The sequence below is a fragment of the Mesorhizobium sp. B2-7-2 genome, assembly GCF_006440775.1.
In the GTDB taxonomy this organism is placed as follows: domain Bacteria; phylum Pseudomonadota; class Alphaproteobacteria; order Rhizobiales; family Rhizobiaceae; genus Mesorhizobium.
In genome coordinates this window covers 30,364-52,602 of the sequence record NZ_VFTZ01000024.1, presented here as the reverse complement: position 1 = coordinate 52,602, position 22,239 = coordinate 30,364, and the positions used below count along the sequence as shown (strand labels likewise).

Genomic DNA, 22,239 nt, shown 5'->3' with positions numbered 1-22,239 from the left:
CGAAACGCCCTGTCTCTTTGTTTTTTACGCAATTCCGGACGGAAAACCGCTCACACTTTTCCTGGAATTGCTCTAAATCGCAGCGACAAAACCTTTCCAAGGCCCGGCATCGAAGCATCGTTTCCCACCACGGACCGGGATAGCCGCGATCGGCTGTGACTGCGCTCAGCTCAGCTTGTATGCGCGACCAGCCTGTTCACCGTCTCGGGGAAGAAGTCGGGCGCCGAGAGCCGCTTGCCGAACATCATGTCGTATTGAATGAGCCGGAAATCGTTGATCTTCGGATCGATCTGCTTCTGCCTCGCCCAATCCGGCGTTGCTTCGCCCACGGGCGACAGGAGCAGGTTGCGGTCGACCACCCGGTAGTGTTCGCGCAGCGCGCCGAGGAAGCCGGTGTAATAGGGGTGGCTGATGCCTGCCGTGGTCAGGATATGGTAGGGCAGGAAGGCCGGGCTCACCGAGCCAATGTTCTCGACCGGACCGGAGCGGTTCGACCAGATAACCAAAGGCGTATCGTGGTGTTCGAGCGCGGCGACCGCCGGCTCTTTGCGCGGCGCGACATTGTCCTTGAGAAAACCGGTCTCGACATAGACGGGTCCGAGCGGCGGCAGATGGTCGCCGAAGAAGGCGATGATGGTCGGCCGCTGGCGGGCCTTTGCCCAGTCGATCAGGCGCTGCAGGCCGCGGTCGGCGTCGGCCGACCCCTCGGCATAGGAAAGCAGCGATTCCCGCGCCCAGGAACTGATCGGCGCGTCGATCGAATGCGTCGGGTTGTAGTAGCGGTAGGGCTCGTAAGGACCGTGGTTCTGCAGACTGACGGCGAACAGGAACACCGGATCGTCGCTGGCGTCCGCCTCGCGGATGATCTCGTCGGTCATTGCCGCGTCCGAAGCCAGCGGCCCACGCTTTTCCATCGGCGGCAGTGTCTCTTCGGAGCGGAAGTCGTTGAAGCCGAAATCGGCATAGACGGCGCCGCGGTTCCAGAACCAGTTGGTGCCGGGATGGATGGCGCGCGCCCGGTAGCCCTGGCTCTTCAGGAAGGTCGCCAGCGACGGGGTCGGGGTGCGCACATATTGCTGATACGGGATCGAGCCGGCTGGCAGGAAGGCGTTGGAAAAGCCGGTCAGCGCCTCGAACTCGATATTGGCGGTCATGCCCCCAAACTCGGGCGAGAACATCGAGCCGGAGCGCAACGCCCTGACCGTCGGGATCGGGTCGGGCTTGATGGTGACGCCGGGCAGGTGCGTCGGATCCCAGAAGGATTCGCTCATCACCACCACGATATCCGGCTTCTCGTCCGGCACGGAAGCGGCGACGTCGGGGCGCTGGATCGCGGCCATCGTCTTCTCGGAATAGCCGGGCGGCGCCGCGACATGCGCCATCGGCACGTTCATCGCGAAGGCCAGCGCAAAGCCGTTGGAGGCGTAGTTCTCCTTCTGGTCCCACATGATCGGGATGATCTGCAGCCGGTCGCGAGTCCACGAGAAGGTGGCGTAGTCCATGATCGAGACGAAGAAGGCGAGCAGCGGCACGGCAAGCGCCAGCCGCGCCAGGCGGCCCTTGCGGCTGAGGATAGGCACCCGCCGGCGCCAGGTCCGCCAGCCGTACACGAGCAACGTCAGACCGCCGACGATGCCGACCGCCAGCATGACGGCCGTCCACGGGCGCTCGCGCACCAGGAGCGGCATCAGCGCCACGATCTGGCGGGCGAACAGGAAATCCGTGGGATAGAGCGGGTCGCCGAGATAGCGCGATTTCTGGTGGCCGACAAAGGCCAGCGCCAGCGTCAGCGGCGCCACGATCATCAGGCTCTGGTGGCTGCGGCCGAGTATGGCGTCCAGCCCGAGCAGCACCAGGGCGAAGACGATGATGGTAGTCCAGCCGGGCTTGAAGGGCTGCATGAAGAAATCGACCGTGCCGAAGAAATCGCCGCGGACGATCAGCTCGATCGCGAAGACGAGCAGGGCTGAGGCAAGAAGCGTCGACAGGCCGTAGCGTACGGTCGGCCAGGCTCGTCCCGGCAGATAGCCGGTGGACGGATCGTCTTCCAAAAATTGCGGCGCGGGTTTGGCCGCGCCTTTCCTGATCCTTGCCACTTTGCTTCCCCGGCCCTTGTCACGCGTCTTCCACTCGCGTCACGCCACTGTCATCGAAATGTCACGAAAAGCTAGCGCCTGTGGCGGAAATAAGAAGAGCCAGCAAACTAAACGTGAGCGGTTTTCATCAGGTGTGATCGCCAAAAAGGCTTTTGGAACAGGCAGTCGGCAGGTTCTTACGGCTGAAATGCAGGCCGAAGAGACGCCTGCGGGCTTGACTTGGCTGTCCGCCTTGCGCCAGAGGCAGACAAAACCAGCCTCTGGAGAGACCTCAAATGGCCGTCGCATTCACCTTTCCGGGACAGGGCAGCCAGGCCGTCGGCATGGGCAAGGACCTCGCCGTTGCATTCCCCGAAGCACGCCGCGTCTTCGAGGAAGTGGACGCAGCGCTCGGCGAAAAACTGTCGAAACTCATCTGGGAAGGACCGGAAGAGACGCTGACGCTAACGGCCAACGCCCAGCCTGCGCTGATGGCGGTGTCGCTGGCGGCGATGCGCGCGCTCGAAGCGCGCGGCTTCTCTTTGAAGGACAAGGTGGCCTATGTCGCCGGCCATTCGCTGGGTGAATATTCCGCGCTTGCCGCGGCCGGCTTCGTTTCGGTCGGCGACGCGGCGCGGCTGCTTCGGACCCGCGGCAACGCCATGCAGGCGGCGGTGCCGACCGGCGAGGGCGCCATGGCCGCGATCATCGGGCTGGAACAGGCCGACGTCGAGGCCGCTTGCGCCGAGGCAGCTCGCGAGGTCGGCAACGGTTCCGTCTGCCAGGTCGCCAACGACAATGGCGGTGGCCAGCTGGTGATCTCCGGCGCCAGGCCGGCGGTCGAGCTGGCGGCGAAGCTGTGCACCGAAAAAGGCGCCAAGCGGGCGCTGATGCTGCAGGTTTCCGCCCCCTTTCATTCGGCGCTGATGACGCCGGCCGCCGACATCATGCGCGAGGCGCTGGCCGGTGTCGCGAAATCCGCGCTGGTGGTTCCGATCGTCTCGAACGTCACCGTAACCCCGACCAGTGACCCCGATGAGATCGCCCGCCGCCTGGTCGAGCAGGTGGTCGCCCGCGTGCGCTGGCGAGAGACAGTGGAATGGTTTGGCGCCCACGGCGTCGCGAGCCTCTATGAAGTCGGCGCAGGCAAAGTGCTGTCGGGCCTGGCGCGCCGCATCAACCGCGACATCGCCACCGGCGCCGTCGGCACAGCGGCGGAGGTCGAGGCGACGCTGGCGGCGCTGGGATAGTTATCAAAGCTTGAACTTTCAGCCCTAAGGCGATACATGAATACATGTATTCACCGGAAGCTCCTCATGCCGACATCCATCCGCCTGGCGCCTGAGATTGAAGAACGCTTGGACTTTCTCGCGGCCAAGACCGGCCGCAGTAAAGCCTACTATCTGCGTGAGCTCATTGAACGTGGGCTCGAAGACGTGGAAGACTATTATCTCGCTGCCGAGGTGCTTGAGCGCATCAGGCGAGGTGAGGAGGATGTCGTAAAGAGCGAGGATTTCTGGCGTGGCATGGACGCTTGAATATGCTCGTTCGGCCCGCAAGTTTGTCGAAAAACTAGATCCACATACACGCAACCGTATCCGCGACTTCATCGAAAATCGACTGGCCGAACTCGACAATCCGCGTGAGCTGGGCAAGCCACTAAAGGGGCCGCTGGCGACGTTCTGGAGATACCGGGTTGGGGATTATCGGATTATCTGCGATGTGCAAGACAGGCGGCTTGTCATTCTTGTCGTAACCATCGGCCATAGAGGCGACGTCTACAGATAGCCGGCACCTGACCTGTCCGATTTGAAAGGGAATAAAAATGTTCGAACTGACCGGCCGCAAGGCGCTCGTCACCGGCGCATCGGGAGGCATCGGCGAGGCGATCGCCAGGGTGCTGCACAGCCAGGGCGCGATCGTCGGCCTGCACGGCACCCGTGTGGAGAAGCTGGAAGCCTTGGCGGGCGAGTTGGGCGACCGCGTAAAACTGTTTCCGGCGGACCTGACGAACCGTGACGCGGTCAAGGCGCTCGGCCAGAAAGCGGAGGCCGATCTCGAGGGCGTCGACATCCTGGTCAACAATGCCGGCATCACCAAGGACGGCCTGTTCGTGCGCATGTCGGACGCCGACTGGGATTCGGTGATCGAGGTCAACCTCACCGCCGTGTTCCGGCTGGCCCGCGAGCTGACCCACCCGATGATGCGCCGCCGCCATGGCCGCATCATCAACATCACCTCGGTGGTCGGCGTCACCGGCAATCCCGGCCAGACCAATTACTGCGCCTCCAAAGCAGGCATGATCGGCTTTTCCAAGTCGCTGGCGCAGGAGATCGCCACCCGCAACATCACCGTCAACTGCGTCGCCCCGGGCTTCATCGAATCGGCCATGACCGACAAGCTCAACGACAAGCAGAAAGAGACGATCATGGCCGCGATCCCGACCCGGCGCATGGGCACCAGCGTTGAAGTGGCATCCGCCGTCGCTTATCTTGCCTCAAACGAGGCGGCCTATGTCACCGGCCAGACCATTCACGTCAACGGCGGCATGGCAATGATCTGAGGCTGGGCGGGCGCCTGTGAAAACAGCCATTTCGGCTTGGACGCCCGTCATTTTTCGTGTAATGCGGCCCGCAACCCGGCGGTTCGGGCAAAAACCGGTCCTGTGGCGTTGCGTTGCCCGCAAGACCATCTTTCAGCTTGATTAGCGGCATTCCGCCCGCTAACGAAGATAGACAACCTAAGACGAGGATTGCCCCAAATGAGTGACACCGCAGAGCGCGTCAAGAAGATCGTCATCGAGCATCTCGGCGTCGATGCCGACAAGGTGACGGAGCAGGCGAGCTTCATCGACGATCTGGGCGCGGACAGCCTCGACACGGTTGAACTCGTCATGGCATTCGAAGAGGAGTTCGGCGTCGAGATTCCGGACGATGCGGCCGAGACCATCCTCACCGTCGGCGACGCCGTCAAGTATATCGACAAGGCCTCGGCCTGAGTTCTCTCGCAGGCATCACCGGGGAGGACCTGCGATGAGGCGTGTCGTCGTCACGGGCCTTGGCCTGCTTTCGCCGTTCGGCATGGGCGTCGAGCATAGCTGGCGGGAATTGCTCTCCGGCCGCAGCGCCTGCCGGCGCGTCACCGAATTCGAGGTGGACGATCTTGCCTGCAAGATCGCCCACATCATTCCGCGCGGCGACGGCTCGAACGGCACCTTCAATCCGGAGGCTGTGCTCGAGCCGAAGGAACTACGCAAGATCGGCGAGTTCATTCTCTATGGCATCGCGGCCGCCGACGAGGCGCTGGCCGATTCCGGCTGGAAGCCGCAGACACATGAGGACCAGTGCGCCACCGGCGTTCTGATCGGCTCCGGCATCGGCGGCATCGACGGCATCGCCGAGAACGCGATGATCCTGAAGGAACGCGGCCCGCGCCGCATCAGCCCCTTCTTCATCCCCGGACAGATCATCAATCTGGTCTCGGGCCAGGTTTCCATCCGCCACGGCCTGAAAGGCCCGAACCATGCGGTGGTCACTGCCTGCTCGACCGGTGCGCACGCCATTGGCGACGCAGCCCGGCTGATCATGTGGGGCGATGCCGATGTGATGCTGGCCGGCGGCGCCGAGGCACCGGTCACCCGGCTGTCGATTGCCGGCTTCGCCGCCTGCCGCGCGCTCTCCACCGAGCGCAACGACAGCCCCGAAACAGCTTCGCGTCCTTATGATCGCGACCGCGACGGCTTCGTCATGGGCGAGGGCGCGGGCGTCGTCGTCCTGGAAGAGCTGGAGCACGCCAAGGCGCGCGGTGCCAAGATTTATGCCGAGGTCACCGGCTATGGCCTGACCGGCGATGCCCACCATATCACCGCGCCGGCCGAAGATGGCGATGGCGCCTTCCGCTGCATGACGGCGGCCCTGAACCGGGCGAAACTCTCGCCGGCCGACGTCGACTACATCAACGCGCACGGCACCTCAACCATGGCCGACACGATCGAGCTCGGCGCGGTCGAGCGGCTGGTCGGCAATGCCGCCTCGAAGATCTCGATGTCGTCGACCAAGTCGTCGATCGGCCATCTGCTGGGCGCCGCGGGTGCCGCCGAAGCGATCTTCTCGATCCTCGCCATCCGCGACAACGTCGCGCCGGCAACCATCAATCTCGACAATCCGGAACGCGAGACCGCGATCGATCTCGTGCCGAATAAGCCGCGCCAGCGTCAGATCGATGTCGCGCTGTCGAATTCCTTCGGCTTCGGCGGCACCAACGCCTCGCTCGTGTTCCAGCGCTACAATGGCTGAAAGGCCAGCGGGAGCAATCCCGGGAAGAGTGCTCAGCGCCTTTCCACCCGGGATTGCTCAGAAAAAGACAACCAGCCGGCAGTCCCGCCACCTGCCGTCATTTTTGCCAAATTCTCCCCTAGTTTGTAGCTAGGGGGATTCGTTGCAAGATCAGACGGTAGGGCGCGCCATGAGCACAAATCCTGGGAGCACAAATCCGGGCGGCGACGGGGATTTCGCACGGCAGGGCACAAAGGTGCCGATCATGCCGAAGACCGCGGCCGAGGCGTTGCGCCCGGAAGCCGGTACGCCGCCGCCTTCGAAGCGCTCGCTCGCCTCGCGCAGCCAGTTCGTCGTGTTCCTGAATTTCTTCCTCTCCATGGTTATCCTTGCCGTGCTCGCCTCGGGTGCCGCGCTCTATTTCGGCATGCAGGCTTTCGTCGAGCCAGGCCCGTCCGCCAATGGCGACACCTTCATGATCAAGCCGAACACCGGCGTGCAGGAGATTGCCGACCAGCTGGAACGTCGCAGCCTGATCAGCGATGCCCGCATCTTCCGGCTCGGCGTACGCGCCACGGGCAATGAATCGGCGCTCAAGGCTGGCGAATATGCCATCAAGCCGCGCGCCTCGATGCGCGACATCATGGAGCTCTTCAAGAGCGGCAAGTCGGTGATGTACTCGCTTACCATTCCCGAAGGGCTGACGGTCGAGCAGGCGCTGCAGCGCGTCGCCGATCAGGAGGCGCTCACCGGCGACATGCCGCTGACCTTGCCGCCGGAAGGCACCATAGCCACCGACACGCTGCGCTTCACCCGCGGCGCCACCAGGCAGCAAATGGTCGACAAGCTGGTCGCCGACCAGAAGAAGCTGGTCGAGGATGTCTGGTCGCATCGCGCGGCCGACCTGCCGATCGCCAACATCGACGACTTCGTCACGCTCGCCTCGATCGTCGAGAAGGAAACGGGCAGGAGCGACGAGCGCTCGCGCGTCGCTGCGGTGTTCCTCAACCGCCTGGCCAAGGGCATGCGGCTGCAGTCCGACCCGACCATCATTTACGGCCTTTTCGGCGGCAAGGGAAAGCCGGCGGACCGGCCGATCTACCAGTCGGACCTCGACAAGCAGACGCCCTACAACACCTACATGATCAAGGGCCTGCCGCCGACGCCGATCGCCAATCCGGGCCGGGCGGCGCTCGAAGCGGTCGCGAATCCGTCCAAGACCGACGACCTCTATTTCGTCGCCGACGGCAATGGCGGCCATGTCTTCGCAGCGACGCTGGAAGAGCACAACCAGAACGTCGCCCGTTACCGAGCGCTGCAGAAGAAGCAGGCTGATGCCGCCGCCAAGGCCTCCGGCCAGACGACGGCGCCGGCAGCCCCCGATGGCAACGCCGACAGCAGCGACGCCGGGGCCAATGGCGAGAATGGCGACGCCGGCGGCGACGACGCGCAATAGGCGCCATGCATGTCGCCCAAAAGTGCGCAGCGGTTTTGGGAAGACGACATGCATCGAAACTCATTGCATGTCGCCCAAAAGTGCGTAGCGGTTTTGGGAAGACGGCATGCAACGAAACGCAATGCATGTCGCCCAAAAGTGCGCAGCGGTTTTGGGAAGACGACATGTACCACACGGAAGCACGCGTCCTTTGACGCGAGGCCATATTCATGTTTTGAGGGGGCGCCGGCCGATCGTCCGGCGATTTTGGGCGCGCAGCGCTGGGCAACGCAGCCTTGGCTGCGACAGGGGGACGACAGGGCAATGAGCCTGCAAAGCATGACCGGTTTTGCGCGGTGCGCCGCTGAAAACGAGGGCACCTCGATCGCCTGGGAGGTGAAATCGGTGAACGGCAAGAGCGCCGAGGTGAGGCTGAGATTACCGCAGGGTTTCGACCGGCTGGAGACCGCCGTCCGGCAGACCGTTCAGAAGCGTTTCGCGCGCGGCAATTTCCAGGCGACGTTGACCGTCGGCCGCGCCGCCGCACGGCAAATCCAGCCGGTGGTCAACGAGGCGTTCCTCAGGGACCTGGCAGGGCTAGCCAAGCGTTTGCAGGAGCAGTTCGGCACCGAGCCCGCCACCGCCGACGGCCTGCTTTCCCTGCGCGGTGTGCTGGACATTCCCGAGGCCGTGGAGACGGAGGAGGAGCGGGCCGCTCTCGACGCGGCGATCCTGTCTGCGCTCGAGATGGCGCTCGCCGGGCTGGAGCAGGCGCGCCGCAGCGAGGGCGCGGCGCTGGGCGCGCTTCTTGCCGGCCATGTCGATATCATCGAGGCGCTGACGCTGAAGGCCGAAGCCGATCCCTCGCGCGAGCCAGCGGCAATCCGCGAGCGTATCGCCGAGCAGGTGCGCCTGTTGACGGATGCTTCGGCCAATCTCGACGCCGTCCGGTTGCACCAGGAAGCGGCCTTCCTCGCCACCAAGGCCGACATCCGCGAGGAGATCGACCGGCTGAAGACGCATGTCGCTTCGGCGCGTGCGCTGCTCAAAAGCGGCGCCGCCGTTGGCCGCAAGCTCGATTTTCTGGCGCAGGAATTCAATCGCGAATCGAATACCTTATGCTCCAAGTCGAATGCCGCCGCGGTCACCGCGATCGGGCTGGAGCTCAAGGCGGTGGTCGACCAGTTTCGCGAGCAGGTCCAGAATCTGGAGTGACGGGATGGTTGCCAAGGAGCCGACGGCCGCCAGGGATCTGGGGTCCCGCATCCGCCGCCGCGGATTGATGCTGGTGCTGTCGTCGCCGTCGGGCGCCGGCAAGTCGACGATCGCGCGCAATCTTCTCGAAAGCGATGGAAGTCTCGAGCTTTCGGTCTCCGTCACGACAAGGCCGCGCCGCGGCTCGGAGATCGAGGGCGTCCACTACCACTTCCGCACCATGCGCGAGTTCGAGCGGCTGCGCGATTCCGACGCGCTGCTGGAATGGGCCGAAGTGCACGGCAATTGCTATGCGACGCCGCGCGAGCCGGCGGAAATCGCGCTGGCCGAGGGCCGCGACATGCTGTTCGATATCGACTGGCAGGGCGCCCAACAGCTCAAGGAGAAGATGCGCGCCGACATCGTCTCGATCTTCATCCTGCCGCCGTCGATGAAGGAATTGAAGGCGCGCCTGAAGCGCCGCGCCGAGGACCAGGAATCGGTCATCGAGACAAGGCTGAAGAACGCCCGCCTCGAGATCGAGCATTGGAAGGAATACGACTTCGTCATCGTCAACGACGATCTCGACCGCGCCTTCGCCGAGGTCCGCGCCATCGTCACGGCGGAGCGGCTTCGCCGCGACCGTCGGCCGGGGCTGTTCGATTTCATTTCGGGATTGCTGGACGAGAAGACGGGGTGACTCTTCCTTCTCCCCTTGTGGGAGAAGGTGGATCGGCGCGAAGCGCCGAGACGGATGAGGGGTGTTGGAAGGAACGAGGCGCTGAAGATTAAGACGCTTCAAACGCCGATCTCGTCATCGTAGCGATCCTTCCAGCACCCCTCATCCGACCGAGCTTCGCTCGGCCACCTTCTCCCACAAGGGGAGAAGGGAAGGGCGCAGCTACACCGCGTTTGTCAGCCTGACAAACTCTTCCACGCTGAGCGTCTCCGCCCGCCGCGTCGGGTCGATGCCGGCCCGTAGCAGCAGCGCCTCGCCGCCAAGGCTCTTCACGCTTTGCCTTAGCATCTTGCGGCGCTGGCCGAAGGCGGCCTCGGTGACCCGGCCCAATTTTCTGGCATCCACCGGCAGCGGAGATAAGCGCGGCACCAGATGCACCACCGATGAAGTGACCTTCGGCGGCGGCGTGAATGCCTGCGGCGGCACGTCGAAGGCGATCTTCGCCTCGGTGCGCCAGCCGGCCAGGACGCCGAGCCGGCCATAGCCGTCGCTGTCCGGGACCGCCGTGATGCGCTCCGCCACCTCGCGCTGGAACATCAGCGTCATCGATTGGTAGAAGGGCGGCCAATCGGCCACCGTCAACCAGCGGATCAGAAGCTCGGTGCCGATATTGTAGGGCAGGTTGGCAACGATCTTCACCGGCCCGCCATTCGCCGCGCCGGCAAGCGCGGCAAAATCCGTCTTCAACGCATCGCCGGGAATGACCTCCAGGCGACCGGGATAATGGCTGGAGACCTCGGCCAGCGCTTCGAGGCAGCGCTCGTCGCGCTCGATGGCGATCACGCGCCGCGCGCCGTTGAAGAGAAGCGCCCGCGTCAGTCCGCCCGGACCCGGGCCGACCTCGATCACCGTCGCCTCGCCGAGATCGCCGGCGGCGCGCGCGATCTTGCCTGTCAGGTTGAGGTCGAGCAGAAAATTCTGCCCGAGCGCCTTCTTGGCCTGCAGGCCATGCCGCTCGATCACCTCGCGCAACGGCGGCAACCCGTCGATTGTGGTGCGCCCGCTCAATGGATCCTCACGCGGCGGTGGCCTGCCGTCCGCTGTCGGCCAGCCGGCGCGCCAGCCTTAGCGCGGCGATCAGGCTGTCGGCGCGCGCAATACCCTTGCCGGCAATGTCGAAAGCGGTGCCGTGATCGGGCGAGGTTCGGATGAACGGCAGGCCCAGCGTCACGTTCACCGCCTCGTCGAAGGCTAAGGTCTTGGCCGGGATCAGCGCCTGGTCGTGATACATGCAGAGCGCCGCGTCATAGGAAGCGCGCGCGCGCGGATGAAACATCGTGTCGGCCGGCAGCGGTCCGATCGCGTTGATCCCTTCCGCTTTGAGCATCTCGACGGCCGGGGTCACGATCGCAGCATCCTCCAGGCCCATGGCGCCGCCTTCGCCGGCATGCGGGTTGAGCCCGGCAATCGCAAGCTTCGGCCGCGCAATGCCGAAGCGGGTCTCGAGATCGGCGGCGGTGATGCGCGCGGTCGCGACGATCAGCTCCGTCGTGAGCAGCTTCGGCACTTCGGCCAAAGCGATGTGGATGGTGACCGGAACGGTGCGCAGATCCGGTCCCGCCAGCAACATCACCGGCGTCACGTCCCTGCCGGTGTGGCGCGAAGCCAGATGCGCCAGATATTCGGTGTGGCCGGGAAAGCCAAATCCGGCATCATAAAGCGGCTTCTTGGCGATCGGGCAGGTGACTATCGCCGCGGCGTGGCCGGCGAGACAGTCGGCGACGGCGCGGTCGATGGCTTCGATGGTGCCGGCGGCGTTGGCCGGGTTCGGCTCTCCCGGGCTGTCGAAATGACGCGCATCGAGCGGAACGACAGGCAGAGCCCGGGCAAAGTGGTGCGCCGCCTGTCCGGGCAAGGTCTCGACGATCGTCACATTCGCGCCGACCAGGCGGGCGCGGGCTTCGATCAAAGCGGGGTCGGCAAGCAGGTAGAAGGGCGGCACACCGGCGCTGTCGCCAGCCTGCCAGGCGGCGATGGCGATCTCGGGCCCGATGCCCGAGGGATCGCCAACACTGAGCGCCAGCGGCGCGTGGGTCTTCTGCGTGCTCATGCGGTCGGCTGGCTGCGGTATCGCACGCTTGTCGCTCAGAGCATGATGCCGAAAAGCATGCAGCGGTCTTCTGGCGACATCATGCTTCGTTTCTTCGGTTTGGAGACGGATTCGGATTTCAGGTCGGACCGACCTGAAATCATCCGGCTCAGAGCATGATGCCGAAAAGTATGCAGCGGGCTCCGGGCGACATCATGCTTCGTTTCTTCGGTTTAGAGACGGATTCGGATATCAGGTCGACTCGACCTGATATCATCCGGCTCTAGCGTTCGACGATCTTGGCCTTCTGGCGCAGCTCGGCGACATATTTCTTGCTGAGCTCGTCGGCGTCCTTGTCGTTGCTGCCTTCGGCCTGGAACACCATCTGCGCGGCCTTGTCGTCGGAAACCTCGCGCGAGGAGCAGATGCCGATGAACTCGACGCCGCGCTCGGTCTCGCGGGTCGGCGTCGCGGCGCCGACCTTGGTCGCCTTGATCTGCTCGGCCCAGTCGGACGGCAATTGCGGCGCCAGCACGCGGCCGAGGTCGCGCACGGTGACGTCGATCAGGCCCTTGGCGAATTCCCGCGTGGTGCTGCAGCCGCTGAAGCGGGCGCGCATGGCGTCGGCCTCGCGCTTGCGCTTGGCGAGTGTGCCGGCGCGCTCCGATGCCGGCACCACGAAGATCACCTGCTGCAGCATGTATTCCGTCGCGGTCGGCTTGGCGCCGCCCTTGTCGAGCATGCGCCGCACGGCGTCCTGCTCGGTCACCGAGCCGCCTTCGCCGGAGCGGTAGCGCGCGCTGAGCGCTTGGTTCCAGGCCATCTGGGCACGGATGAATTCCTTGAAATGTTCCTTGGTGACGCCCGACTGCGTCATGATCGCGTCGAGTTTCGCCAGCGGCATCTTGTTGCCCGAGGCGAAGCGCTGGTAGGCGGCTTCGACCTGCTGATCGCTGATGCGGATGCCCAGCCGCTTGGCCTCGGCCAGGCGCAGCGTCTGGTCGATCATCTCCTGCGCGGCATCGCCCTTCTTGTGCTGCAGCTTGAAGAAGGCGGCGCGGTGCGCGATGTCGCCGGTGGTGATCGCGATGTTGTTGACGACATACTTGATCTCAGCGGCGAAAGCAGGCCGCACGACAGCCGTGACCGAAATCGAGGCCGCCACCAGAAGCGCGAATCCCGCTGAAAACAGGTATTTCCTCATCTTACCTTCCTAATTTTCCCCATCCCGATTTTCCGCCATCGCGGCGCCGCGCGTCCTCCGAACGCCTGCGCGATGCAGTCGACCCCATGCCCATCTTATGCGGCGAAACGATGTCGCCGGCGCATGGCCCCGGGAAACGCGGCCCATTCTCGAAGGAACACGCTCCAAATCAAGACCAAAGCCCATCAGCGCCCCAGCCGGCGCACGGCTCGGAGACCGCGCGCCCGCCGCTTGATCACTGGATGGTATCGACCGCGCTTGTTGACGAACCGAAATCGCCGAGCGTGCGGAACGACAGGTTGAAACCGATGTTCTGCGACACTTCCTTGGTGACGGTGTCACGCGTCTGCGAATACGTCATGATGTAAGTGAAGCAGGTATCGTTGTAGGCGAAGCCGACGCCGTCCTTGACCAGCACATTTGTCTCGATGTCGTAAGTGCCGGTGCCGAACAGCCGCCAGTTCTGCGCCAGATGGGTCGAAGCGCCGAGCGTGAGCTCGTGTCGGTCGGTGGTGAACCCATAGAGCGGCTGCGCCTCGATGAAGGCATATTTGGCGCTGAGCGATATCGGCAGGCTGGAATAGGCAGCCTTCACTTCGGCGCGCCTGACCTCGAAACTCTGCTCGTCGAAACGCCCGCTCAGCGAGCCGGAGAAACCGCTCGGGCTGTTGAAGCCGACAAGACCGACATAATCCGAGGTCTGCTTGTCCAGGCCGGACTCGGCCCCGACATTGACGAGGTCGGGCGCGGCAAAGGAGTTTTCGCCCGCGAGCTGGTAGGACTGGCCGAAAATTGCGTTCGTGGCCCAACCATTGTCATAGGCGCCTGAATACCGGAAGCCGACATTGGCGCGCGTGCCGCCTTCTATGCGGTCATAGCCCGAGAATTTGTCGCGTTCGAACAGCGTGGTGGCATCGAAGACGAAGCTCTGCGCGTCTTCGTTCGGGACGGCCAGCCCGCCGACATATTGCTCGTTCGGACGCACGAAGACCTGCGCCGTCGGCTCCAGTACATGGCTGGAGTTGGGCATCGAGAACAACAGCGGCCAACGCGCCTCGAGGCCGAGCGTGGCCATGTAGCGGGCCAGCGAGGAACGCATGTCGCCGCTTTCCTTCAAATTTTCCGCCATCTGGTTGACGGCATCGAGCGAAGCCGAATTGGCGTTGACGTAACCGGCATCGCCGCGCAACGCGAGCAGCGGCGTCAGTTGCAGGCCGCCATCTGTGGTGAAGGTGCGCTTCCATTCGGCTTCCGCCGTCAACCGGCTCGACTCGCCTTCGATGCCGCGCACATTGTTGATGGAAGTGTCGACGACCGGATTGGCCAGAACAGCATCCAGCCGGTTGCGGCTGATCACGCGTGTATTGACGTTGAACGACAATTGGCCGCCGGCCACCGACGTGTCGGGGATATAGGCGTAGTCGAGCGACGGCAGCACCCAGGGCTGCTTGGCGGAACGCGCCGTCGGATCGCTGGAGAGCGTGTCTTCCTGCACCTCGAAGCGCATGGCGCGAACGTCGAAATAATTGCGGTCGCTCAAGCCCGTCAGATAGATCGACGACTGGTGGACGAGGTCGTTGTAGCCTTCGATGTTGTAGGTGCGCGAGAAATTCTTGTCGGTCTGGAGCAGCACGTCCCAGCCGAAGTCCCAGCGCTCGTTGATGGCGAACTGGCCCTTGGTGCCCATCATGCCGCGGAACTTGTTCGGATCGTTGACAGGCCCCGAATTCACATTATGGCCGGCGGCATCGACAAATGCGCCGGGATCCTGCTGATTGATGCCGGCGATCTTCAGCGTGTACTGGCCGCTGTTGAAGCGCTGGCGCCACTCGGCCTCGCCGAGGAAACCCTGCTTGGTATAGCCGCTGCCGGTGACGGTCAGGTCATAGGTCGGAGACAGGGCGAAGTAATACGGGACTTTGACGCCGACGCCGAGATGGTTGTTGTAGACGATGCCGGGGATCAGGAAGCCGCTCTTGTGCTTCACCGTCGGGTCGGCGATCTCGAAGGCCGGCAGATAGGCGAGCGGGTAGCCGAAGAATTCGAAATTCGAGTTCTCGAAGCGGACCGTCTTCTTCTCGCCGTTCCAGATGATCTTTCGCGCCTTGATGCGCCAGGTCGGCGCTTTGTCCGGCTTGTCCTCGCAAGGTTCGCAGGCGGTGTAGACGCCGTTGTGGAAGGTGGTGAGCACGCCGCCCATGCGCTCCGCGCTCTCGGCGGCGAAATAGGCTTTGTCTATCGTCTCGACGCGCAGCGCATTGAGAAAGCCGTCGGCGAAGTCGTCGGTGATGTCGATATGGTCAGAATTGACCTTGGTGCCGTCGCTGTTGATCAACTCGACGGCGCCGCTGGCGACAAGGCGCTTGGTGTCGCGGTTGTACACCACGCGCTGGGCGACCAGCTTGTTGCCGCCATAGTCGATCTGCACGCCGCCGACGGCCGTCACCGTATGCTTGTCGTTGTCATAGACAAGCGTATCGGCGGCCAGCAGCATCTGCGTGCCGGAAGGGACGGACTTGGCAGTGATCTGCTGCGCCAGCGCGGATGCCGTCGGCACCGCGCAAGCGAACAGACACGCCAAAGCAGTCGCCCCATAGAGGCGTGCCAAACCGGCCTGCCTATGGCTGCGCAAAACCGCCTCCCTCACTAGCCGTCTTCCTTGTATAGCAGAAACGTCACCCCAAAGAACATAGCCACGACAACCGGAACCCATGCAGCCACCACAGTAGGCACGAATCCGGCTACACCGAATGCCTTGACCAGTACCGAAACGACATAAAGCAGAAAGCCGGCCACGACGCCACCCAGAATCATCGTTGCCGATTGTCCCATTCGCGCAAATCGCATTGAAACCGTTGCAGCAATCAGCGTCATGGCGACGAGGAGGAACGGCAAGGCCACCAGCGAATCAAACTGCATGGAGAAGGCGTTTGCCTTGAGCCCGAAGGAACGGGCAACCTCGATCTTGCGCGGCAGCTCGTAGAAGGGGATGGTTTCCGGGCGCGCCAGGCGCTCCTGCACGAATTCCGGCTTGAGATTGGTCGGCACCCTGTCGGACGGCAGCGCCTGGATATTGCCCCCCTTGAAGACCTTTACGTCCTGCAATTCCCAATAGCCGTCGCGCAGGAAGGCTTTGGCTGCATCCTTGCGTTCGGCGATGTTGCCCTGCGGGTCGAGGATGAAAAACACCGCGTCCGCCATCTCCAGCCCCTGATTGAGGATGGCGCGGGCGCCGATGATGGTGTCGCCCGATTCGGTCTTCTGCCTGAGCCACGGCGTGACGTTGGTCGTCACGGCATTCGACTTGCCGGCCCGCAGATCGTTCTCCATCTGCTCGGACCAGGAAAAGCCGTGCGCGGCGATCGGATTGATCACGGCGACCGACAGCACGCCGAACATCAGCGCGCCGACGCAGCACGGAAACAGGAACTGCCAGGCCGAGACGCCGGCCGAGCGGGCGATCACCAGCTCGTAGCGGCGGTTGAGCGACACCAGCGTTGCCATTGCCGAGAACAGTCCGACGAACGGCACCGTCTGCAGCATGATCATCGGCATCCTGAGCGCCGAGATGGCGAAGGCTGTGCCGTAAGTGAAGCCGGGCAGCCCGGTCGTGCGGCCGGAAAGCTCGGTAAAGTCGATCAGGAAAACCAGCGCCAGCAGGCCGAGGAAGAACCAGAAGGTGATCGAGACGTAACGGAAGAAGAAATAGCGGCCCAGCGTCCAGCCCATGGTCAGGCTCCCTGGCCGGAAGTGCGCCGGACGAGCCAGAGCTTGAATGTTGTCCAGTTGTCGCCGGCACGCTTGGCGAGGCCCGTCAGCCAGTCCGCCCAGCTGACCGGCAATTCCATGGTGCGCGACGATACGATGAACCAGATCGAAACCGCCGAGGCGATGAGCGGTATGGCGTAGAGCAGGTAGACATAGTACCAGACCCTGTCGGCCTTGCCTGCGGCGAAGAAGCCCAGCCATCGCACGAAAAGCGCTATCGCGATTGCCGTGATCAGCGGATTGATGCGCGCCTCCCGGTGCGAGCGCGCGTCGCCCGCAACGGCAAGAGCGATCAGCGCGAACACCAGCGAATAGGACCATTCGGCGAGACGCTGGTTGAGCTCCGCCCGGTAGCTGCCCGGTTCGCGCTGGAACATCTTGTCGTTGGGGTCCGGGTTGAGCAGATATTGCGTCGTGCGGTCCTTAGGCAAAAGCGTGATGTCGTTCGCCGCCGACATGAACGCCGACATGTCGAAGGCGTAGGAGGTGAAGCGGATGACGGAGAGGTCGCCGGTCACCGATTTGCGGTTGATGACGCCGTCATTCATCATCAGCACCTTCTCGTCGCCCTTTTCGACGATGCTGCCGGTCTTGGCATAGTAGGTCAGGCTGGCGCCTTCCTCGCGTGAATCGGCCACGAAGATGCCGCCGAGCCGGTTGCCGGGAAGCCGCTCGCCAACCTGCAGGAACAGGCCTTCGTCAATCTTGCGGAACGTGCCTTCCTGGATGATCAGCGACAGAAGGTCGGCGCGCGATGCTGCCACCAGCTGGCGGTTCTTCTGCCTGGCATAGGGATCGATGGCGTTGTCGACGATGAAGGAAAACGCGCAAGCCGCTATCGCGAGCAGCAGGATCGGCCGCGCGATCGTCCAGCGTGAGGCGCCGGCGGCGCCGAGCACGGCGAGCTCCGAATCGGTGTTCATGGCGCTCAGCGTCTGCGCCACCGCCACCACCAGGGCGAACGGCACCACGATCGGGATGATCGAGGGGATGATGAGTGCTGCGACTTCGAAGAAAGTCAGCGCCGACTGGCCATTGTCGGTGACGAGGTCGATCTTGGCCAGAACCTGCGTGGTCCACACGATCGCCAGCGTCCAGACCAGCGCCGCGAGGAACATCGTCAGCGCGCGGCGCATGATGTAGCGTTCAACGACCTTCATGAAGGCTTTTCTCGATTTTGCCGAACGGCATCATGCCCGCCGACAAGGTAGTGATCCGGCGGCGCCCGCACAACTGCGTCATGGGCGGCTCGCTCCGGTTTGTCGCCCCACGCCACGTGCCCCGGCGTGGCGGAGTCTCCGCGCCAATGAATAAGAAATGCAAAACATCGATGGTTAACAGCAGGTTGCGGCAGCAAGCTAAGGTCGTGCCGAGGCGAATCCTTTGTCTATGGTGGCGCCGATATAGACCGCGATTTCGGCCAAAGTCTTGCCAAATGGCGGAAAACGACCAAATGTCGCGCACGCTTGCCAAACCGCTCGCCCGTTGAAAATTACCTTTGCCGGCACCTTACGGCCATCCCCGAAAGCAGGACCTGATGACGTCGAGACCATCCATTTCCTTCGCCAAATTCGCCGCGCCTAAAAAGGGCAGCGTCTTCGTCTTCGCGGCCGATGACGGCGGGCTCGGCGAGGCGGCGAAAGCCTGCGATCCGGCTGGTGCATTGGCTCGCGCCTTTCCGGTCGCCGATTTCTCCGGCAAATTCGCAAGCTCGGCCGAGGTGCTGGCGCCGGAAGGAACGCCGGTCGACCGGCTGGTGGCGGTCGGCGCCGGCAAGGTCTCGAACCTCGACGACAATGCCTGGCTGAAGCTCGGCGGCGCCGTTGCCGCTTCGCTGCGCAAGGCGACCGAGGTGGCCGTCATCCTCGATCTGCCGGAGTTGCAGCCCGACGGTCGCCAGGCGGCGAGCCTCGCCGCCGGCATCCTGCTGCGCAGCTATTCCTTCGACAAATACAAGACCAGGAAAGACAAGGAAGACGGCCAATCCGACACGAAGTCGGGCAAGCCCGCTAAGGTAACCATTCACTGCGCCGATCCCGCTGCCGCAAAGAAGGCTTTCGCCGGCGAGGAAGCGGTGGTCGACGGCGTGCTGCTTGCGCGCGATCTGGTCAACGAGCCGGCCAATGCGCTTGGGCCCGTCGAATTCGCCGAGCGCGTCAAGGCGCTGGAGCAACTCGGCGTCGAGGTCGAGATCTTGGCTGAAAAAGAGATGAAGAAGCTCGGCATGGGCTCGCTGCTCGGCGTCGCGCAAGGCTCGCCGCGCGGCGCGCGCCTGGCTGTGATGCGCTGGAACGGCGGCAAGGCCAAGGGCGCGCCGCTCGCCTTCATCGGCAAGGGCGTCACCTTCGACACCGGCGGCAATTCGATGAAGCCGGCCTCGGGCATGGAGGACATGAAGGGCGACATGGGTGGTGCCGCAGCCGTCACCGGCCTTATGCGTGCGCTCGCTGCGCGTAAGGCGAAGGCCAATGTGGTCGGCGTCATCGGCCTGGTCGAGAACGCCGTCGACGGCCATGCCCAGCGTCCCGGCGACATCGTCACCTCGATGTCGGGCCAGACCATCGAGGTGCTCAACACCGATGCGGAAGGCCGCCTCGTTCTGGCCGACGCGCTCTGGTACGCCAACGACCGTTTCAAGCCGAAATTCATGATCAACCTGGCGACCTTGACCGGCGCCGTCATGGTGGCGCTCGGCCAGCATTACGCCGGCCTTTTCTCCAACAATGACGAGCTTGCCGGCCGGCTTTTCGGCGCCGGCCAGGCATCGCAGGAGCGGCTATGGCGCATGCCGCTCGGGCCCGAATACGACAAGTTGATCGATTCCAAGAACGCCGACATGAAGAACATCGGCGGCCGCTATGGCGGCGCCATCATCGCCGCGCAGTTCCTGCAGCGCTTCGTCAAGGACACGCCCTGGGCGCATCTCGACATCGCCGGCACCGCGATGGGCGCCCCGTCGAGCGAGATCAACCAGTCCTGGGGCTCGGGTTTCGGCGTGAGGCTGCTCGATAGGCTGGTCCGCGACCACTATGAGGGTTAGGTTTCCGGGATGACAGACATCCTGTTCTACCATTTGACCGAATCGACGCTCGAGGAGGCGCTGCCCGGCCTGCTCGAGCGCAGCATCGAGCGCGGCTGGCGCGCGGTAGTGCAGACCGGCACGGAAGATCGCCGTGACGCGCTCGACCAGCATCTGTGGACTTTCCGCGACGATTCTTTCCTGGCGCATGCCACCGACCGCGAGGCCTATCCGGCCGAACAGCCGATCCTGCTCACCACGGGCGAAGGCAACCAGAATGCGGCGCAGATCCGTTTCCTGGTCGACGGCGCGACGCCTCCCGACTTGTCCGGCTACGAGCGCGCCGTCTTCCTGTTCGACGGCCATGACGCGGCACAGCTCGAAGCCGCTCGCGGCCATTGGAAGACGATGAAGGAGGCCGGCCACGCCGTCACCTACTGGCAGCAGACCCAGGACCGACGCTGGGAACGCAAGGCTTAGCTCGCAAATTTATAAATTAGCGTCCGATTCTGACCCATTGCGGACGTTGGCAGCACCCCCACGGAGGCGGATCCTGACTTCATGACAGAGTTGAAGTTCAGCTTAGACACGCTTGAGACAGGAGCTGACGAGTTCCTGACAGACGATCACACGGCTCAGCTGGCGGCCAATCCTCACTACGATGAGATCTACATTCGATGGAACAAGCTGTTTGCGAAATCTGATGCCGGTAAACTGAAGGCGATCCGGTCTGTATACAGCGTCCAGATATGGTGCGACATCACGCGCGCGGCGGTCAATTCTATCGTGCAACTTCCTAACCTTAGGGCACTTCATCTGCTGGGTATTTCTCGGGCCGGTCGCTTGGACGGTTTTAGAACGGCCGAAGCTCTTGAGGAGTTTAGCTGTCTGTGGGGTGTAGGCAGCAGTGATCTGTTCCAAATTGCACAGCTTCCAGCTGTCAGAAAACTCACCGCGCAAAGGGCGCGCATTACGGAAGAATCCCTTGCAGCGCTCCTCGGCAATCCGTCGCTGACCGAACTGGACTTTGAGGACTCAAGGTTCTCCGACGATTTTGCGCGGATGGTCTCGCATTCGAAGGCAATCACGGCTTTGGAGCTTGGCGCCACAGACATCACGGCAGTTGGCCTGCAGGCGATCTGCAAGATGTCGCAGCTGCGTTGGCTCGACATATGGTCAACGGGTATCGCTGAGCACGATCTCAAAATGCTGTCACAGCTCCCGAACCTTGAATATTTGTCCATTGGCGGCCACGAAGGCCAAACAACGTTGACCGCTGCAGGAACTCTGGCAACGCTGTACGAAATCCCGTCTTTGAAAACAGTTTGGTTGGACGGATTGCATGTTACTAAGCAGGATTGGGGAAAACTCACCGAACGGTTCGAAAAGGTCTGGGTGTCATCGGTTATCGACGGCTAGGCCGAGGTCCCAAAGGACCGCATGAGCTTGGAAACGTCGCTATCGATCGCTTTTTGCGCTAGATAGGGCCAAGCTCATGCGGCGGGGGGAGAATGCGGATCAGGATCGTCGGAACCGGCAGGGCGGTACCGGCTGAGCGCGTCACGACGCGGACGCTGGAGGAGCGGCTTGGCCTCGGCGAGGGCGCGCTCGAAACCGCGACCGGCGTCGTCGAGCGCTATGTCTGCGAGGGCGAATCGCAAATCGATCTAGCTTGCGCGGCGGCGACGCTGGCGCTTGAGGATGCCGGCCTCGATCCCGGCGCCGTCGACCTGATCATCGGCGGCTGCGGCGTGCCTTATCAGCCGCTGCCGGCGACCGCGCCCTTGGTCATGCAGCGCCTTGGGCTGGCCGACGGCTCGGCCGCCGCCTTCGACGTCAACAGCACATGCCTGGGCTTCCTCACCGCCTTCGAGACCGCCGGCCGCATGATCGAGGCCGGGCAATGCGAGACGGCGCTGGTGTTTTCCTCCGAGATCGCCTCGCGCGCCTTGCCGTGGCAGGATGCGCCCGAGATCGCCGCGCTCTTCGGCGACGGCGCCGCGGCCGCCGTGCTGCGCAAAGGCGGCCAAGGCGAGGGCAAGGTGGCGGCAAGCCTGATGCGCACCTATCCATCTGCGTGGGAAGCCTGCGGCATCGGTTCGGGCGGCACGCGCTTCGATTTCCGCAAGGAGCAGGAAGCGTTCGCGGCGCACAGTCTGTTCCACATGGACGGCAAGGAACTGTTCAGGCTCACCGCGCGCCATTTCAACGGCTTCGTCGCTGCTCTGCTCGAGCGCGCCGGCTGGCGGCATGCCGATGTCGATCTCGTCGTGCCGCACCAGGCGAGCCCGTTCGCGCTCGCCCATATGGCGCGCCAGACCGGCTTTGCGCCGGAAAAGCTCGTCGACATTTCCGCCCGCTTCGGCAACCAGATCGCGGCGTCCATTCCCTTCGCGCTGGACGTCGCGCGCCGCGAGGGCCGCGTAGCGCCGGGCATGAAGCTGCTCATCCTCGGCACGTCGGCCGGCGTCTCCTTCGGCGGCATGGCGCTGGAGGTCTGAG

The 22,239-nt window shown here is 63.7% G+C and carries 20 protein-coding genes; 13 read left to right on the top strand and 7 right to left on the bottom strand.

The features are described from left to right. Positions 1-170: 170 nt before the first annotated feature. On the bottom strand, positions 171-2,096 hold the full coding sequence (locus FJ425_RS25870) for an LTA synthase family protein (protein ID WP_140700165.1): 1,926 nt from the start codon (positions 2,094-2,096) through the stop codon (positions 171-173). Between the two features lie 275 nt (positions 2,097-2,371). Here FJ425_RS25870 and fabD point away from each other — a divergent pair, with 275 nt between their 5' ends. The 9 genes from fabD (at position 2,372) to gmk (ending at position 9,678) form a co-directional block, all read left to right on the top strand. Beyond that, the gene (gene fabD / locus FJ425_RS25865; RefSeq protein ID WP_140726927.1) at positions 2,372-3,325 is read left to right on the top strand and encodes an ACP S-malonyltransferase; all 954 of its coding nucleotides are present in this window, start codon (positions 2,372-2,374) and stop codon (positions 3,323-3,325) included. Between the two features lie 66 nt (positions 3,326-3,391). Beyond that, positions 3,392-3,613, top strand: coding sequence for a ribbon-helix-helix protein, CopG family (locus FJ425_RS25860; protein WP_140726924.1), 222 nt, complete (start codon positions 3,392-3,394; stop codon positions 3,611-3,613). Then, on the top strand, positions 3,597-3,863 hold the full coding sequence (locus FJ425_RS25855; protein WP_140726922.1) for a type II toxin-antitoxin system RelE/ParE family toxin: 267 nt from the start codon (positions 3,597-3,599) through the stop codon (positions 3,861-3,863). Before FJ425_RS25860 ends, FJ425_RS25855 begins: the two co-directional genes overlap by 17 nt. A gap of 37 nt (positions 3,864-3,900) precedes the next feature. After that, positions 3,901-4,638, top strand: a complete 738-nt coding sequence (gene fabG / locus FJ425_RS25850) for a 3-oxoacyl-[acyl-carrier-protein] reductase (RefSeq protein ID WP_140726919.1) — start codon at positions 3,901-3,903, stop codon at positions 4,636-4,638. A gap of 198 nt (positions 4,639-4,836) precedes the next feature. Further along, complete coding sequence (locus tag FJ425_RS25845) at positions 4,837-5,073, top strand: acyl carrier protein (protein ID WP_006203723.1); 237 nt, start codon at positions 4,837-4,839, stop codon at positions 5,071-5,073. A gap of 34 nt (positions 5,074-5,107) precedes the next feature. Continuing rightward, the gene (gene fabF, locus FJ425_RS25840) at positions 5,108-6,370 is read left to right on the top strand and encodes a beta-ketoacyl-ACP synthase II (protein ID WP_140636032.1); all 1,263 of its coding nucleotides are present in this window, start codon (positions 5,108-5,110) and stop codon (positions 6,368-6,370) included. 244 nt (positions 6,371-6,614) lie between these two features. Beyond that, on the top strand, positions 6,615-7,805 hold the full coding sequence (mltG, locus tag FJ425_RS25835) for an endolytic transglycosylase MltG (RefSeq protein WP_246678003.1): 1,191 nt from the start codon (positions 6,615-6,617) through the stop codon (positions 7,803-7,805). A gap of 303 nt (positions 7,806-8,108) precedes the next feature. Then, positions 8,109-8,999, top strand: coding sequence for a YicC/YloC family endoribonuclease (locus FJ425_RS25830; protein WP_140726913.1), 891 nt, complete (start codon positions 8,109-8,111; stop codon positions 8,997-8,999). Between the two features lie 4 nt (positions 9,000-9,003). After that, positions 9,004-9,678 (top strand): guanylate kinase, encoded by a 675-nt coding sequence (gmk, locus tag FJ425_RS25825; protein WP_095767013.1) that lies wholly within the window; start codon positions 9,004-9,006, stop codon positions 9,676-9,678. Positions 9,679-9,879: 201 nt separating this feature from the next. Here the strand turns inward: gmk and rsmA are convergent, their stop codons facing one another. From rsmA to lptF, 6 genes are all read right to left on the bottom strand, one after another. After that, a complete protein-coding gene (gene rsmA / locus FJ425_RS25820; protein WP_140726911.1) occupies positions 9,880-10,725 on the bottom strand; it encodes a 16S rRNA (adenine(1518)-N(6)/adenine(1519)-N(6))-dimethyltransferase RsmA in 846 nt (281 codons plus the stop codon). A gap of 7 nt (positions 10,726-10,732) precedes the next feature. Then, a complete protein-coding gene (gene pdxA, locus FJ425_RS25815; protein WP_140726908.1) occupies positions 10,733-11,767 on the bottom strand; it encodes a 4-hydroxythreonine-4-phosphate dehydrogenase PdxA in 1,035 nt (344 codons plus the stop codon). A 262-nt stretch (positions 11,768-12,029) separates the two neighbouring features. Continuing rightward, entirely contained in the window at positions 12,030-12,950 is a 921-nt protein-coding gene (locus tag FJ425_RS25810; RefSeq protein WP_140540857.1) for a peptidylprolyl isomerase, read from the bottom strand. A gap of 235 nt (positions 12,951-13,185) precedes the next feature. Beyond that, positions 13,186-15,597: an LPS-assembly protein LptD gene (locus tag FJ425_RS25805; RefSeq protein WP_181176050.1), complete on the bottom strand. Its 2,412-nt coding sequence runs from the start codon at positions 15,595-15,597 to the stop codon at positions 13,186-13,188. After that, entirely contained in the window at positions 15,597-16,679 is a 1,083-nt protein-coding gene (lptG, locus tag FJ425_RS25800) for an LPS export ABC transporter permease LptG (RefSeq protein WP_140726905.1), read from the bottom strand. Before lptG ends, FJ425_RS25805 begins: the two co-directional genes overlap by 1 nt. Before the next feature lie 2 nt (positions 16,680-16,681). Further along, positions 16,682-17,878 (bottom strand): LPS export ABC transporter permease LptF, encoded by a 1,197-nt coding sequence (lptF, locus tag FJ425_RS25795; protein WP_140726901.1) that lies wholly within the window; start codon positions 17,876-17,878, stop codon positions 16,682-16,684. A gap of 377 nt (positions 17,879-18,255) precedes the next feature. Between lptF and FJ425_RS25790 the strand changes: the two genes are divergently transcribed. The 4 genes from FJ425_RS25790 to FJ425_RS25775 all read left to right on the top strand — a co-directional run bounded on the left by FJ425_RS25790 (position 18,256) and on the right by FJ425_RS25775 (position 22,238). Next, positions 18,256-19,758, top strand: a complete 1,503-nt coding sequence (locus FJ425_RS25790; protein WP_140636015.1) for a leucyl aminopeptidase — start codon at positions 18,256-18,258, stop codon at positions 19,756-19,758. 9 nt (positions 19,759-19,767) lie between these two features. Then, a complete protein-coding gene (locus FJ425_RS25785) occupies positions 19,768-20,217 on the top strand; it encodes a DNA polymerase III subunit chi (RefSeq protein WP_140636013.1) in 450 nt (149 codons plus the stop codon). Positions 20,218-20,298: 81 nt separating this feature from the next. After that, positions 20,299-21,156, top strand: coding sequence for a hypothetical protein (locus FJ425_RS25780; RefSeq protein WP_140636011.1), 858 nt, complete (start codon positions 20,299-20,301; stop codon positions 21,154-21,156). A gap of 92 nt (positions 21,157-21,248) precedes the next feature. Further along, positions 21,249-22,238 carry a 3-oxoacyl-[acyl-carrier-protein] synthase III C-terminal domain-containing protein gene (locus FJ425_RS25775; protein WP_140636009.1) on the top strand — a complete coding sequence of 330 codons (990 nt, stop codon included), beginning with the start codon at positions 21,249-21,251 and terminating at the stop codon, positions 22,236-22,238. Position 22,239 lies beyond the last annotated feature (1 nt).